The sequence below is a fragment of the Prosthecobacter sp. genome (genome assembly GCF_044227185.1).
Classification (GTDB): Bacteria; Verrucomicrobiota; Verrucomicrobiia; order Verrucomicrobiales; family Verrucomicrobiaceae; genus Prosthecobacter.
The window spans coordinates 62,803-77,364 of the sequence record NZ_JBGAFO010000011.1; the positions used below are offsets into that span (position 1 = coordinate 62,803).

10 protein-coding genes, 1 pseudogene and 1 CRISPR repeat array (1 of these 12 only partly in view) are annotated in these 14,562 nt (G+C 59.8%); of the genes and pseudogenes, 5 read left to right on the forward strand and 6 right to left on the reverse strand.

Annotated elements, in window-relative coordinates:
* A CRISPR array of direct repeats spans positions 1 to 7,878; the repeat unit is 36 nt; unit sequence CTCTCCGCACTCCAACGAGTGCGGCTCCGTTGAAGT (it extends 1,168 nt beyond the left edge of the window).
* Positions 7,879 to 7,887: 9 nt separating this feature from the next.
* Both ACILSQ_RS23340 and ACILSQ_RS23345 read right to left on the reverse strand, forming a co-directional pair.
* Positions 7,888 to 8,238, reverse strand: a pseudogene (locus ACILSQ_RS23340) (hydrogenase); the annotation flags it as partial.
* 45 nt (positions 8,239 to 8,283) lie between these two features.
* Positions 8,284 to 8,562: a proton-conducting transporter membrane subunit gene (locus tag ACILSQ_RS23345; RefSeq protein ID WP_395746284.1), complete on the reverse strand. Its 279-nt coding sequence runs from the start codon at positions 8,560 to 8,562 to the stop codon at positions 8,284 to 8,286.
* On the opposite strand from ACILSQ_RS23345, the gene ACILSQ_RS23350 reads away from it, so the two are divergent.
* Positions 8,476 to 8,751, forward strand: coding sequence for a hypothetical protein (locus ACILSQ_RS23350; protein ID WP_395746286.1), 276 nt, complete (start codon positions 8,476 to 8,478; stop codon positions 8,749 to 8,751). The two genes, ACILSQ_RS23345 and ACILSQ_RS23350, sit on opposite strands and share 87 nt — an antisense overlap.
* Before the next feature lie 16 nt (positions 8,752 to 8,767).
* Here ACILSQ_RS23350 and ACILSQ_RS23355 read toward each other — a convergent pair whose 3' ends face one another.
* On the reverse strand, positions 8,768 to 9,187 hold the full coding sequence (locus ACILSQ_RS23355) for a hypothetical protein (protein ID WP_395746083.1): 420 nt from the start codon (positions 9,185 to 9,187) through the stop codon (positions 8,768 to 8,770).
* Positions 9,188 to 9,288: 101 nt separating this feature from the next.
* Positions 9,289 to 10,005, reverse strand: coding sequence for a class I SAM-dependent methyltransferase (locus ACILSQ_RS23360; RefSeq protein ID WP_395746084.1), 717 nt, complete (start codon positions 10,003 to 10,005; stop codon positions 9,289 to 9,291).
* Between the two features lie 171 nt (positions 10,006 to 10,176).
* On the opposite strand from ACILSQ_RS23360, the gene ACILSQ_RS23365 reads away from it, so the two are divergent.
* Positions 10,177 to 11,565 (forward strand): sigma-54-dependent transcriptional regulator, encoded by a 1,389-nt coding sequence (locus ACILSQ_RS23365; protein ID WP_395746085.1) that lies wholly within the window; start codon positions 10,177 to 10,179, stop codon positions 11,563 to 11,565.
* Positions 11,566 to 11,592: 27 nt separating this feature from the next.
* Here ACILSQ_RS23365 and ACILSQ_RS23370 read toward each other — a convergent pair whose 3' ends face one another.
* Together ACILSQ_RS23370 and ACILSQ_RS23375 are read right to left on the reverse strand one after the other, a co-directional pair.
* Positions 11,593 to 12,318 (reverse strand): hypothetical protein, encoded by a 726-nt coding sequence (locus tag ACILSQ_RS23370; protein ID WP_395746086.1) that lies wholly within the window; start codon positions 12,316 to 12,318, stop codon positions 11,593 to 11,595.
* A 64-nt stretch (positions 12,319 to 12,382) separates the two neighbouring features.
* Positions 12,383 to 13,219: a nucleotide excision repair endonuclease gene (locus tag ACILSQ_RS23375; RefSeq protein WP_395746087.1), complete on the reverse strand. Its 837-nt coding sequence runs from the start codon at positions 13,217 to 13,219 to the stop codon at positions 12,383 to 12,385.
* A 113-nt stretch (positions 13,220 to 13,332) separates the two neighbouring features.
* Between ACILSQ_RS23375 and ACILSQ_RS23380 the strand changes: the two genes are divergently transcribed.
* The 3 genes from ACILSQ_RS23380 (at position 13,333) to ACILSQ_RS23390 (ending at position 14,562) form a co-directional block, all read left to right on the forward strand.
* Positions 13,333 to 13,959: a hypothetical protein gene (locus ACILSQ_RS23380; RefSeq protein ID WP_395746088.1), complete on the forward strand. Its 627-nt coding sequence runs from the start codon at positions 13,333 to 13,335 to the stop codon at positions 13,957 to 13,959.
* Between the two features lie 68 nt (positions 13,960 to 14,027).
* On the forward strand, positions 14,028 to 14,243 hold the full coding sequence (locus ACILSQ_RS23385) for a hypothetical protein (protein WP_395746089.1): 216 nt from the start codon (positions 14,028 to 14,030) through the stop codon (positions 14,241 to 14,243).
* Between the two features lie 31 nt (positions 14,244 to 14,274).
* Positions 14,275 to 14,562 (forward strand): hypothetical protein, encoded by a 288-nt coding sequence (locus ACILSQ_RS23390; protein WP_395746090.1) that lies wholly within the window; start codon positions 14,275 to 14,277, stop codon positions 14,560 to 14,562.

The following is a 14,562-nucleotide window of genomic DNA, read 5'->3' on the forward strand; positions in this document are numbered from 1 at the left end:
CTGACCGCGCTCTCTCCGCACTCCAACGAGTGCGGCTCCGTTGAAGTCCTGCTCAGCTCCGCCCTCACCAGCCAGAGCCGCCTTCCTCTCCGCACTCCAACGAGTGCGGCTCCGTTGAAGTGCGTCGGTGGGGTGGCGGCATGTAAGGCCGTTGCCGCCTCTCCGCACTCCAACGAGTGCGGCTCCGTTGAAGTACTACATCCAGGGCGGCGGCGGCTCTGGAGCGGTAGCTCTCCGCACTCCAACGAGTGCGGCTCCGTTGAAGTTATTGGTGTGGGTGATTTTAGGTTCGTTCATATTGTTTCTCTCCGCACTCCAACGAGTGCGGCTCCGTTGAAGTTGACGGGGCCGGCGGGCTGTGGGAAGAACCGGCTGCCTCTCCGCACTCCAACGAGTGCGGCTCCGTTGAAGTTTGGAGCCCCCGCCCGCCACCACGCTGTAGGCTGTGCTCTCCGCACTCCAACGAGTGCGGCTCCGTTGAAGTTCACCGATCAGCACTTGCTTGATGCCATAGGGTGCAAGCTCTCCGCACTCCAACGAGTGCGGCTCCGTTGAAGTGCTGGCAAGTTCCCCCAGGTCTGGTTTCTCCACCACGGGCTCTCCGCACTCCAACGAGTGCGGCTCCGTTGAAGTGCGATCAGATAGCGACTCGCTTAGCGACAGTTGAGCGACTCTCCGCACTCCAACGAGTGCGGCTCCGTTGAAGTGTGGCTCTGGCATGGTGGGTGCGGATCAGGGGATAGCGGAACTCTCCGCACTCCAACGAGTGCGGCTCCGTTGAAGTACAGAACTTGACCTGCACGCCCGAGAATCTCCCGCCACCTCTCCGCACTCCAACGAGTGCGGCTCCGTTGAAGTACCGTCATGCGCTATACCCAGCGCTCCACTCTCGTTCCTCTCCGCACTCCAACGAGTGCGGCTCCGTTGAAGTCAGATGGTGCTCGTGTCCTTTTCACCCTCGTACTTGGTGCTCTCCGCACTCCAACGAGTGCGGCTCCGTTGAAGTAGGACGCGGGAGAAGGCGGAGGCTTGGCTGGCGGCGGCTCTCCGCACTCCAACGAGTGCGGCTCCGTTGAAGTTGGAATGCGACGGCCCCAATGAGCAAGCACAGGTGTCCTCTCCGCACTCCAACGAGTGCGGCTCCGTTGAAGTACTGGCTACTGTCCGCCTGGCGGGAGCCAGCCGAGTTTCTCTCCGCACTCCAACGAGTGCGGCTCCGTTGAAGTAAGCCGGGGCCCTGCTGGGCGACCTCATAGGCGTGGACTCTCCGCACTCCAACGAGTGCGGCTCCGTTGAAGTTTCATCGAATGCGAGCACGCCGACTGCCGCTGCCGCCTCTCCGCACTCCAACGAGTGCGGCTCCGTTGAAGTTGCGCTCGAACCGCAGGAGCCAAATACCTGTTTGCCCTCTCCGCACTCCAACGAGTGCGGCTCCGTTGAAGTCAGCGGAGGGAATGGCTCTGCGGACACGGGGAAGATTCTCTCCGCACTCCAACGAGTGCGGCTCCGTTGAAGTCGCACGGCCATGCTGTCTTGCCGTCGGTTCGCATGGCTCTCCGCACTCCAACGAGTGCGGCTCCGTTGAAGTAAAAAGACGGTGGACGAATGCGGGCAGAATGTGCACTCTCCGCACTCCAACGAGTGCGGCTCCGTTGAAGTCTCTTCGCTTCCTTCATCCCCCGCCGTGGAGGTGTTGACTCTCCGCACTCCAACGAGTGCGGCTCCGTTGAAGTTGAAAATGAAATGCCCTGCCTTTTGAGGGGCAGGGCGTCTCTCCGCACTCCAACGAGTGCGGCTCCGTTGAAGTGCAATGCGGCGCTTTCAGGGCCTCGCAAATGGAACGAGCTCTCCGCACTCCAACGAGTGCGGCTCCGTTGAAGTCATGAATCAGGCCACCGACAAGAGCTTTTTGCAAGGGCCTCTCCGCACTCCAACGAGTGCGGCTCCGTTGAAGTGATGATCCTTCGACTCTGGCTCTGCCTGGCTCGTCTGGACTCTCCGCACTCCAACGAGTGCGGCTCCGTTGAAGTGATCTTGGTGGTCAGATCGGTCATGGCTTTGGCGGTCGTCTCTCCGCACTCCAACGAGTGCGGCTCCGTTGAAGTTTGCTAGCGGCCAAGCGCACCGATGGCTTCGGCGCCCTCTCCGCACTCCAACGAGTGCGGCTCCGTTGAAGTCGCTCCCTGCTCTCTCCAGATCCCGATGCCGTCGCCACTCTCCGCACTCCAACGAGTGCGGCTCCGTTGAAGTAATGCGCTGGAAAGACATGTGCCATGCTTGATTCCACTCTCCGCACTCCAACGAGTGCGGCTCCGTTGAAGTCTGCCAGCCGGGCCCCGGTCCAGAGCAGGCGAATGACTCTCCGCACTCCAACGAGTGCGGCTCCGTTGAAGTTGGTGGACCCCCTGGATCTATGGGGAACACGTTAGCTCTCCGCACTCCAACGAGTGCGGCTCCGTTGAAGTATGTGCGGCGACATGGTCTGGCGCGATGAGGCGCGCTCTCCGCACTCCAACGAGTGCGGCTCCGTTGAAGTGTGGTGGTGGCGTTCATGGTAGGGGTAAGGGTAGGGGCTCTCCGCACTCCAACGAGTGCGGCTCCGTTGAAGTTAAGCCTCTGGAAGGCCTCTTAAACCGCCTTTGAGGACTCTCCGCACTCCAACGAGTGCGGCTCCGTTGAAGTTCGGAAAGAAAGATGCAAGCGCTTCGCAAGTTATTGTGCTCTCCGCACTCCAACGAGTGCGGCTCCGTTGAAGTGCGCCGATGCCGGAGAGGCTGGGGACGCTCACGCCTTCTCTCCGCACTCCAACGAGTGCGGCTCCGTTGAAGTGGTTTTATTGTCCGGCGATGATGCCTTTTTCCACCAGAGTGGCTCTCCGCACTCCAACGAGTGCGGCTCCGTTGAAGTGAGGCCGGGGCCAAGGCCGTCATGAAGCTGTCCGAGCAGCTCTCCGCACTCCAACGAGTGCGGCTCCGTTGAAGTAGGCCGGTTACGACCATGCCGCCGTGGCACTGCGTCTTGCTCTCCGCACTCCAACGAGTGCGGCTCCGTTGAAGTTGGGAAGTGATCGCAAAATTCGCCTTTGGCGCGAGCATCTCTCCGCACTCCAACGAGTGCGGCTCCGTTGAAGTCTTTTCACGCCGCCGATGTGCGCACGGCCGGTCTTCTGCTCTCCGCACTCCAACGAGTGCGGCTCCGTTGAAGTCCGTCTATCAACGTACGGCCTTCCGTCCCCTTTCGTCCTCTCCGCACTCCAACGAGTGCGGCTCCGTTGAAGTTCGGAGGAACGCTGAGGGAACGCTGAGGAGTGTGTTTCTCTCCGCACTCCAACGAGTGCGGCTCCGTTGAAGTGATCCTAGTTGGAGCCTCAGACCTTGCGGTCTGACATGCTCTCCGCACTCCAACGAGTGCGGCTCCGTTGAAGTTTGGCGAGGTTGAACCAGGTGTTTTTCACGCGGTTCCTCTCCGCACTCCAACGAGTGCGGCTCCGTTGAAGTTATCCTCCGCTTCGTCACATCTGTTATTTCTCCCCGCCCTCTCCGCACTCCAACGAGTGCGGCTCCGTTGAAGTTTCAGGAAGTCAGGCACATGATCACTCGGCCCCTCCTTCTCTCCGCACTCCAACGAGTGCGGCTCCGTTGAAGTAGGTGTAGGTGAGCAGCGTGGCATTCACCCCATTGTCCTCTCCGCACTCCAACGAGTGCGGCTCCGTTGAAGTACGATGTCCTGCTGCAGCTCGCGTTTCCGCCGCTCGATCTCTCCGCACTCCAACGAGTGCGGCTCCGTTGAAGTTCAGCCAGCACGCGCACCACTGCCCCAGTTGCCTGCTTCTCTCCGCACTCCAACGAGTGCGGCTCCGTTGAAGTTTTTCAAACGGACGCACTGCCCCTTCAGACGCCTTCTCTCCGCACTCCAACGAGTGCGGCTCCGTTGAAGTACACTGAAATTCACCGTCACTTACCTGAGCAGCTTTCTTCTCTCCGCACTCCAACGAGTGCGGCTCCGTTGAAGTCGTGCGGCCTGCCAGGCTTTCCACGCAAGATCCATCTCTCCGCACTCCAACGAGTGCGGCTCCGTTGAAGTCACGACCGTTGACAATCTCGTTGATGAGATCGACCTCTCTCCGCACTCCAACGAGTGCGGCTCCGTTGAAGTACTGCGTCAATCCGCACGGATGCCCGCTTATCATCTCTCCGCACTCCAACGAGTGCGGCTCCGTTGAAGTATTTCCTCGCATGCCCTGATATGGTCGTCTGCGTAGCTCTCCGCACTCCAACGAGTGCGGCTCCGTTGAAGGGCATTTGGCTGGCCGTGGCTGTCACCTTGCTCGTAGTCTCTCCGCACTCCAACGAGTGCGGCTCCGTTGAAGGTTGGTGGGATCGTTGCGGGCGGCCTTTTCCTCGGCTTCTCTCCGCACTCCAACGAGTGCGGCTCCGTTGAAGGTTCACCAAATTCGAGGCCCGTCCTGAGATCGCAGGCGCTCTCCGCACTCCAACGAGTGCGGCTCCGTTGAAGGTTGGTCACTTTCCTGCGATTTTGTCGCGAAATCGGCCACCTCTCCGCACTCCAACGAGTGCGGCTCCGTTGAAGGATGGCCACTGCGTTCTCGCCTGTGGCGCTGGATGCTGACTCTCCGCACTCCAACGAGTGCGGCTCCGTTGAAGGATCACGTCCGCCGTTCGCAGATCGCCGTTGACGAGCGTCTCTCCGCACTCCAACGAGTGCGGCTCCGTTGAAGGGAGAAGCATCTGGATGGCGACGGCAACAGCCAGATCCTCTCTCCGCACTCCAACGAGTGCGGCTCCGTTGAAGGATCTCCGCTACCAGTGCCCGCAGCATTTCAATGTTGCTCTCCGCACTCCAACGAGTGCGGCTCCGTTGAAGGGTGGTGCGGCGGGGCAAGGGCTTTGATGTGCGGCTGCCTCTCCGCACTCCAACGAGTGCGGCTCCGTTGAAGGCGCTTCTCCGCCGCCATCCACGCCTCCGCCTTCTCCCCTCTCCGCACTCCAACGAGTGCGGCTCCGTTGAAGGGGCACCTTCGGGAGTGCCAGCGGGGCACCGCCAAACTCTCCGCACTCCAACGAGTGCGGCTCCGTTGAAGGTTCTTCGGTCATGTCGTGGTGTCGTTGGTGGTTGGTTCTCTCCGCACTCCAACGAGTGCGGCTCCGTTGAAGGTGGTGGTTCCTGGTTTGAGTTGGTATTACCGAGGCGCCTCTCCGCACTCCAACGAGTGCGGCTCCGTTGAAGGTGACCGTTCTGGCGAACGCTGGTAGCGGGGCGGCAGACTCTCCGCACTCCAACGAGTGCGGCTCCGTTGAAGGATTTGCGGCGGTTTCTAGAGGGGTGTAAACAGGCTTGCTCTCCGCACTCCAACGAGTGCGGCTCCGTTGAAGGCGTGGGGTTGCCGAGGGCTGCCGTTAAATCGTTTCCATCTCTCCGCACTCCAACGAGTGCGGCTCCGTTGAAGGAGGGGTCAAGCTGGCAAGGAGCTCGCAACACACTCTTCTCTCCGCACTCCAACGAGTGCGGCTCCGTTGAAGGTCCCCATGGCGGAAGATGTGTCGCCTAGAACGCGGACTCTCCGCACTCCAACGAGTGCGGCTCCGTTGAAGGCACAGGTCGGACGCCTCAGCGGCTGCACGTCTCCGACTCTCCGCACTCCAACGAGTGCGGCTCCGTTGAAGGCTGAATTTTCAGCATTTCGCCGGGGCTGATGGATGCGACTCTCCGCACTCCAACGAGTGCGGCTCCGTTGAAGGGCGGTCGAAATAGCCGTGCTTATCACCCCATGCGACAACTCTCCGCACTCCAACGAGTGCGGCTCCGTTGAAGGTCGAGCCGTTCGAGCTCGAAAATCATCTGCTGTTCGATCTCTCCGCACTCCAACGAGTGCGGCTCCGTTGAAGGCAGGACTACGCCACCGAAGCCGACGAAATCCGCGACTCTCCGCACTCCAACGAGTGCGGCTCCGTTGAAGGTTGTAGTCGACGGGCTTTTTCGGCTGCTCACCACCGAGCTCTCCGCACTCCAACGAGTGCGGCTCCGTTGAAGGCACGCCTCGCGCCTGTGGTTTGCTGGCACCTCCACCAACTCTCCGCACTCCAACGAGTGCGGCTCCGTTGAAGGAAACACTGCCACCCGGACTGCAGCACCGAAGCCAGACGCTCTCCGCACTCCAACGAGTGCGGCTCCGTTGAAGGGTGATGAGCAGGGGTTAGATTTTGCCGTTTTTCGCCGCTCTCCGCACTCCAACGAGTGCGGCTCCGTTGAAGGCATCTGAGGCGCACGGCGTTCTCAGAGTTCGAGCTGCCTCTCCGCACTCCAACGAGTGCGGCTCCGTTGAAGGCTGGAAATCGTCGAGGGTGATTTCGGACAGCGGTTTACTCTCCGCACTCCAACGAGTGCGGCTCCGTTGAAGGTCTGCCGGGGTAATCGTTCAGACGGATGCATCCCACTCTCCGCACTCCAACGAGTGCGGCTCCGTTGAAGGGTCCAGTCTTCCGCTGCTTTGCACTTCGTCACATGATGCTCTCCGCACTCCAACGAGTGCGGCTCCGTTGAAGGCTTGGCTGGCGTCTGAGGAGGATGGGGCCAAGCCTGTTTACCTCTCCGCACTCCAACGAGTGCGGCTCCGTTGAAGGAAAATACTGCGGTTCTGCATCTTCCGACTCTGCAATGCTCTCCGCACTCCAACGAGTGCGGCTCCGTTGAAGGATCCCCGCCGCGTAATTTCTACACCCCGGCCCCATTCGCTCTCCGCACTCCAACGAGTGCGGCTCCGTTGAAGGGACATCAGTTTGAAAAACGGCCTTCGTGGGAAAGACTGCTCTCCGCACTCCAACGAGTGCGGCTCCGTTGAAGGCCAGCATGCCGCCGCTAGTGGCTACTGGCGCAAGGCTGCTCTCCGCACTCCAACGAGTGCGGCTCCGTTGAAGGGACCGCATCTGCAACCCCACCGACCCGCTCAACAGCCTCTCCGCACTCCAACGAGTGCGGCTCCGTTGAAGGGACCGCATCTGCAACCCCACCGACCCGCTCAACAGCCTCTCCGCACTCCAACGAGTGCGGCTCCGTTGAAGGAACCAATGCTGAAAAATGTAGGCGTCCACGCTTGTCTCTCCGCACTCCAACGAGTGCGGCTCCGTTGAAGGCTGCAGATCGGCAATCTTCCGGGCCACCTCTTCACCCCTCTCCGCACTCCAACGAGTGCGGCTCCGTTGAAGGCTCTTCTGTGAGGGTCTGGCCGGGCACGGGAATTTCTTCTCTCCGCACTCCAACGAGTGCGGCTCCGTTGAAGGCATCCCCGGTTGCATCCCTCTCGCCCTCCCCTTCGCTGCTCTCCGCACTCCAACGAGTGCGGCTCCGTTGAAGGTTCGCCGAGGCCGAGAAGAAACACGCTGAACATGTCTCTCCGCACTCCAACGAGTGCGGCTCCGTTGAAGGCTGGGGCGAGAGGTCCAGCCCGCAGTGTTTTTTGGCCTCTCCGCACTCCAACGAGTGCGGCTCCGTTGAAGGTGTGCACGAGCTGGATGAGGGCCTCATCGTAGATGCTCTCCGCACTCCAACGAGTGCGGCTCCGTTGAAGGTTGTCAGCGACTCGCCGCGTACGTTGATCACTTCGGCCCTCTCCGCACTCCAACGAGTGCGGCTCCGTTGAAGGACCGAGGTGGGCTGGCGGCTCTGCGCGATTTGCTCACCTCTCCGCACTCCAACGAGTGCGGCTCCGTTGAAGGATCGAGAAGCGGGACGCGACTTTGCGCGGCGGCAAGCTCTCCGCACTCCAACGAGTGCGGCTCCGTTGAAGGACGGCGTTACGAAGAATAGACGATCAAGGGTATCATGCTCTCCGCACTCCAACGAGTGCGGCTCCGTTGAAGGAACTCGGCAGGATTCCATGACAGTCGCATGTGCGGTTGCGTGGGCGATGGTGGTGTCACCAGCTATGGTCTCCATCTGGATCATGGGCGTGCGATGCGGGCCGCCTACGAGCGAAGATTCGATGCCGCGATGTTGATAGCCGAGCGCGATTTCCAAGTGCAACACTTCTTCGCCAGCACATTGAAAACGGAAGTGGCCCGGCTCGATGATGCCCGCGTGAACGGGACCGACGGCGACTTCGTGAATCTCACCGCCATCGACCCGGAAGAATTCACCGTTGGCAGGTGCGTTGCCGTTGGTGCGCCGCACGGGCTTGAGCCATGGATGACCTTTGGGTGTCACGCCATGCTGCTCCCATATCAGTGGCGGCACCATGGCCGGTTTCCAGGCCAGCGCGGATGATTTTCAGCTCACTAAAAACGGACCGAATGGAGGCAGCGCCGTGACGGCAAACATGCTGGTCACAAAGAGCGCTGCCGAGTGTGGCGTCAACGAGGCCATGCCGCGAACTGCATCCATGGAAGGTGATCCGGCACCGCGGCGGATGTTGCCCGCGCTGAGAAACAAGGCGCCCTTGGTCAGACTGTTGCTCCACACATGAAAAAGCGCCGCCGCGACACCAGTCTGACCGAGGGAAGCACCAATGGCGAGTATGCCCAACCGACCGTGCCGTGGAGCACGCACAGCGCCGCAGCCAGGGCAGCGATGGAGCCGATCAAGATCAGTGCAAGCCATGTCCGTGACTGCTTCATGCCCACGACGACTCCCGTCGAGAGAGCCGTGCCAGCCAGGGACAGCAATGATCCTACCATCATGCCTCACCCTCCTTCTGAGCTTCAGCCAGCAAATCTCCTGTATCACGCCCCTGCGTAATGATTTGAGGAACCATTCAGCTTTCGGTCTTTGTTTTGCTCTTGCGCGGTTTTTTGCCCATAGTTGGCGCGGACTCTACCGCCTCTGCCTCGGCAGCGGCGGCGGGCTGCGAGAGCTCTGGCAGCAAGAAGACGCTGCAATAACCACAGACCTGCAGAATTGCGTTCTCACGCCGCAAATCGGATAGCTGTCCGCTGGGCAGCGAGAGATGGCAGCCGCCGCAGGTGTTGTTACGCACCCGGGCTGCTCCGCGTTTTCCTTTGGAAACCAGAAGATCGTAGTGGTGCAGAATGGCTGTGGGCAGGCGCTCGCGCACGTTTTCGGCCTCCAGCACCAGCTCTTGGTAACGCGGGATTTGGGGCTGCAAGCGGCGCTTTGCGGCATCCAGCTCGATGAGCTGGGAGAGATCGTCGAAGAGAGTAACGGTGGACTTCATAGGTTGATCGGGGGCGGTTGGGTTGTCAAAAAGGAGGGGGTAAGTGGAGGATGACTCATCGAGAGGTCGGTGTAAGACCTCCAGCCAGGCCAGCGCAGACTTCATGCGTAAACCATTCCTCCGGCTCTAGCTGGGACGCCGTTTTCATTGTCGGCATGTGCTGCTTCATAGGCGTAGTCGAGTGACGGGTGCTTTTTCACCCATAGCTTTAGCTGGTTCGTGAAAGCTGTTTTCACGCAGACGTAGCAGGCTGGTATCTCCAGGCACTCGCCGCAATAAGTGACCACGCGTGTGTCAAGCGGCATGCGTAGAAGCTGCTGCTGCACATGCGCCGTGTAATCCGTATAAAGACGTGCCTTTAGTTCCACTTCATAGTCGATGCGCAGCGAAGGCAGGACGTTTTCCTCGAATGGATTGAAGAGATAGAAGGCGTCGAAATCGCGAAAGTTCATGTCCTGAATGTTGCCATGGACGATGTCCACACGGGGAATATGATTTTTTTCGATCACGTTCTTGGCGACGCGGACTAGCTTTGCCCGTTGCTCCACCCCAGTGAAGTGGCCCTGAGTGGTCGTGGCACCGATGATGCAGAATTTTCCCGGACCGCAGCCGATGTCCAGCACCTTGGCGCCGGGTTCGGAGGCAAGCATCTGTGCAGCCGTGCGGCAGACATTGGCCGGGCTCCAATGGCAGGCGGAAAGCTTGCTGATGGCGACGGGGAATATTTGGTCAAATTCGTGGTCTTTGTGTGCATGCAGAAATTCGTTGTCAGACTGGACACGGATAGGAGTGGTGCGTTGAAAGAGGGATTCGAGCATAACGAACGGTAATATTGCATTTCAGGGGCCAAGAGGTCAGGAAAACGCCCCAGTCCTTGTATATCAAGGCCTCCAACATCACGATCATCCCGTCAGTTTTTCCGCAAAAACGCAATTTGTGCAATTTATGCACTTGTTATGACGAATGAGTGCAGCATTGATTCGAACCATATGGAACCCGCCAACATCCACATCCTTGTTCTCGACCGAGATGCGGCTTCAGCCCGCGTCATTCGCGATGCGCTGACAAAAATCGGCTATAAAATCTCCGTGGCCTCCCACGAAACCGATGCCTTGAACCTGGCCGCTGGCGAACTGTTCAATGTCGTCGTCAAATCTTTCGACGCCCAGCGAATCGATGCCGTGGCCCTTATGGAAAAGGTGCGCGGCATCACACCAGACACACAGTTCATTTTCCTCACCGAGAAAGGTACCATCCACACGGCGGTGGAAGCTATGCGCAAAGGTGCCTTTGATTACCTTTCGAAGCCCTTCAATCCAGAACAACTCATTGAATCCGTTCGAAAGGCCTTGGATTATCAGTCGCTGGTGGCCGAGGACCAGCGGATCAAGCAGCGTCTGCGTCGCCGTTCTGACCCCGACATCTTCGCTGGCAGCAATGCCGCCATGAAAGAAATCAATCTTCTGATCCAGCAGATCGCTCCCACGGATGTCACCGTTCTCATCGGTGGCGAAAGCGGCACTGGCAAGGAAGTCGTGGCTCGCGCCATTCATGAAAAGAGCCGTCGTAAAAACCAGCCCTTCATCGCCGTGAACTGCGCTGCCCTGCCCGAGAACTTGATTGAAGCAGAGCTCTTCGGCCATGTGCGTGGGGCATTCACGGGTGCCATCAGCGACCGCAAAGGACGTTTCCAACTCGCTCAGGGAGGCACGCTGTTTCTCGATGAGATAGGCGATCTCTCCCGCAAAGGCCAGGGCGACCTTCTGCGAGTGCTAGAAGACGGCATCTACCGACCTGTGGGCAGTCAAAAAGTCGAGCGTGCAAACGCCCGAATTATCGCCGCCACGAACAAGGATCTCGAAGCCGAGGCCGTCACGGGCGGCACGTTTCGCGAAGACCTGTTTTACCGGCTCAACATAGTTTCCGTGATGATGCCGCCGCTGCGTGAACGTGCCGAGGATATCGCGCCGCTGGTAAAATCGTTCACGGATCACTTTTGCGCAAAACACCGCAGGCGGGCCAAAAAATTCAAACCCGAAACATTGAGCCTCTTCCAAACCCTGCGCTGGCCTGGGAACGTCCGGCAGCTACGCAATCTCGTAGAACGTCTTGTGGTTACGGTGCCGCACGCGGCTGTTGGCCTGAATGATCTGCCTCCCTCCCTGCATCAGGGCAGATGCGAGCCGCATGCCATCACCATTCAGCCCGGCATGACGCTTGCACAGGTTGAGGCTGAACTTATTCGCCAAACTCTGCTCAAAGTGACTTCCAACCGCGAGGAGGCGGCAAAAAACCTCGGCATCAGCCGCCGTGCTCTGCAGTATAAGATTCAGCGTTACGAGCTCAACAGACTGCCGAAGCGGGTCCCCGCCGATTAATCACTTGAAGCCTCGCGCGTGTTTTTTTCAATACAATATTACTGCTGAGACAGGTATTCTAATGAACCTGACGGCTTGGATGCTCGGCACGTTGTTGAAATTTTGAATGTCGTCGCCATAGGAGCTCTTTGAGTTCATTTCAGGAGTTGTCATCGCGGTTCCGAGACGCCTGCTCGGCGAAAAGGGCTTGTGGATATGTGCAGGAACGGCGAATGCATCGGTAGCGTGTGTGCCTGAGGAGAACGCCCAGGCGACGCTCGTCCACTGCTGGCTGGTCTCCAATTCTTCGATTTCACTCGCGATTTGCCGTATCGAGTTCGCATAGTTCGTAAAGGTGCTCGCGCGAAATCCTGTCGTGGATTTTACCGCATCGAGCCAAGCTCCGATGGTCGCTGTCTTTTTCGTGGGCACCGACCGGGGCTTAAATTTTTGGAGGGTGGCTTCCCAACCGTGCGCAACAAGGTGTAGGTATCGTTCACGTGCACGTTCAGACGCAATGCTCTTGTCTGCCGTCTCCAGTGGAAAGCGGTGGCGTTGTCCTCGGTGTTTGATTTGAATGTTGAAATGAGGGCTGTTACCCGGTTTGTGGACCTTGTTTAGCCAATAGGCCGCTGCAGTTTTAGGAACTGCCTTCTTGGGCTTGCTGTGCACTTTTTGTGCACTTTTTTGGTTCTCTGAAGGTGTCTCTTGTTCGCCTATGAGTGTAGGACCTGAGGCTGGAGGCCCTGATTTTCCTCGGCTGGAGGCGATCATGAGCGAACCATAGCGAACAATTGAAAACCCGCAAAGATGGAACTAAGGATCTGTGCCGAAAGGCTTAAGGGTTCGAGTCCCTTCCCGAGCACCACTCTTTGAGGTACAAAGAGGCAGCCGGTGGCGCAGGAGAGACCGGCGGTGAGGCGGGCATGCTGGCATTCTTCGCCGCGTATTTGATCAGCCTTTCGAGTTCCTCCTGCCAGTATTCCTGCTCCCACAAGGATGCGCCCCGGGGCATGGATTCGAGTTTGGAGAGAAGAGTTTCGGGAGCGCCTGTGGCGTAGCTGCGGAGTGTCTCCGCGGCTTCGGCGATGTCTGGAAGGCAGAGGGAAAGGGTGAGCGGCACGGAGGCATCGAACAGACGATGGGGGTAGGCGGAAAGGGGGGCCTGGGGGCAGGCGCTGCGGTAGAGGCAGCGGACGAGACTGCCAAGCACATAGCGAAACGCCGGTGGGTGCGGGCCGGTGCCGGAGGCCTCGCGGGTGAGCTCCAGATGGAGCTTGTCGGATGAGATTTCGATCTTGAACCACCAGGGATCGCCTTTCCACACGCCGGCGCGGTTGAAGGGCGGGCGGTGTTCGAGCAGGAGCACACGCTCCAGCTCGATGGCCTCCGCGGGCAGCGCGCACTCCCGCCACTCGATTTTGAAAATGCGGTGCACCAGCCGCAGCGTGCGCCTGGGATTTTTCTCCGGGGTCACGTGGCGGTAGCTGCCGATGCGGGCCTTCAGGTCCGAGGACTGGCCGATGTAGAGCAGCTCGCCGGCCTGCCCGTAGAAAAAGTAAACTCCGGGAACGGCGGGCAGGGAGCGGAAGAAATCATTCCCCAGCCGCACCGAGAGAGGATTCTCGAGGTGGAAAAACTTGAGCTGGCGGGATGATGTTCTGACGGCCTCCATGCGCGGGGCGGAACATCGTGCCGGGGCGGCGGCGGTTCAACCGGGAGGAGCGGCGGACTTTCCGCAAGGAATAGTGCGTGTGTCGTCCGGGCAGAACTGCTTATTTATGGTGCATGAACGAGAAACTCGAGACGCTGCTGGAGCGGATGCATTCGCTGGAGAAGGAAATCGTGCGGGAGATGCAACGGAAGGAGGCGGAGTTTTTCTATGAGGTGCGGCAGGGGAAGATCCGCTTCACGGCGGAGGCGCGCGCGCAGCACAAGCGGCTGATGAAGCGCTTCACCAGCTACATCCGGGATTCGCGCTTCATGATACTGCTGACCACGCCGGTGATCTGGGCCTGCGCGCTGCCCATCGCGCTGCTGGATCTGTTCATGGTGGTTTATCAGGGCATCTGCTTTCCCATCTACGGGATCCCGAAGGTGAAGCGGGGCGACTACATCAAGCTGGACCGGAGGCACCTGGCGTACCTGAACTGGGCGGAGAAGTTCAACTGCGAGTACTGCGGCTATGCCAATGGCGTGCTGGCCTGCGCCACGGAGATCGCCGCGCGCACGGAGCAGTACTGGTGCCCGATCAAGCATGCGCTGCGGATGAAGTCCAGGCACAGCCGCTACCGTTATTTCTTTGAGTATGGAGATGCGGAGGGCTACCGGCGGCAGATTGAGGCCGTGAGGCGTTCATTTGAAGACATCAAAAACGACCCGGACGCGCAGACCACCTCCGCGACCGGCACATGATCTGACCGGCAATCACCAAACCATGGGCAGCGGCAGGTGCGTAATGATGTCAGAGTGACTTTACTTCCATGAAAACGAAATCCGCCTCTGCCTCCCCCACCACCGCCGCCGAAGCCCCGGCCAGGCCCCTGCCGCGCAAGCTGGGGGCAAACCACAGCGAGACCGCCAGCCGGCCGCGCAAGCATGACAACAACTTCAAGCAGTCCAAGGACCTGCGCGAGGACCGCGGCATCCGCCAGCTGAAGGCGGGGCCGAAAGCCCAGTCCGCACGCGGCGGGCGCTGAGACCTCTGGAACCAACCCTAGTGCCACCGCCATGAATGATCCTGCCACCATCCACCCCGTCGAGCTCAGCGTGAGGCGTACGCTGCAGAACGCTGAAGCTTATGTGCGCCGCGAACCCGTGAAGGCCGTGGGCACCGCGCTGGGCATCGGCCTGGTGCTCACCATGCTGCCCCTGCGCAGCCTGACGAAACCTGCCGCCCTGCTGGGCTCGGCGCTGCTGCAGCCCACGCTACTGGGGCTGGGCCTGATCAAGGCCTTTGAGCTCTGCTGCCAGACCGCCGACGTCAAAGCGGCGCCACCTCCGCCTGATTCTCCTTAA

What these genes read in the sequence shown, in the direction of transcription:
- ACILSQ_RS23360 (WP_395746084.1), bottom strand. Translation starts at nt 10,005, where the DNA reads ATGCTCGAATCCCTCTTTCAACGCACCACTCCTATCCGTGTCCAGTCT.
- ACILSQ_RS23390 (WP_395746090.1), top strand. Translation starts at nt 14,275, where the DNA reads ATGAATGATCCTGCCACCATCCACCCCGTCGAGCTCAGCGTGAGGCGT.
- ACILSQ_RS23355 (WP_395746083.1), bottom strand. Translation starts at nt 9,187, where the DNA reads ATGAAGTCCACCGTTACTCTCTTCGACGATCTCTCCCAGCTCATCGAG.
- ACILSQ_RS23365 (WP_395746085.1), top strand. Translation starts at nt 10,177, where the DNA reads ATGGAACCCGCCAACATCCACATCCTTGTTCTCGACCGAGATGCGGCT.
- ACILSQ_RS23380 (WP_395746088.1), top strand. Translation starts at nt 13,333, where the DNA reads ATGAACGAGAAACTCGAGACGCTGCTGGAGCGGATGCATTCGCTGGAG.
- ACILSQ_RS23385 (WP_395746089.1), top strand. Translation starts at nt 14,028, where the DNA reads ATGAAAACGAAATCCGCCTCTGCCTCCCCCACCACCGCCGCCGAAGCC.
- ACILSQ_RS23370 (WP_395746086.1), bottom strand. Translation starts at nt 12,318, where the DNA reads ATGATCGCCTCCAGCCGAGGAAAATCAGGGCCTCCAGCCTCAGGTCCT.
- ACILSQ_RS23375 (WP_395746087.1), bottom strand. Translation starts at nt 13,219, where the DNA reads ATGGAGGCCGTCAGAACATCATCCCGCCAGCTCAAGTTTTTCCACCTC.
- ACILSQ_RS23350 (WP_395746286.1), top strand. Translation starts at nt 8,476, where the DNA reads ATGAAAAAGCGCCGCCGCGACACCAGTCTGACCGAGGGAAGCACCAAT.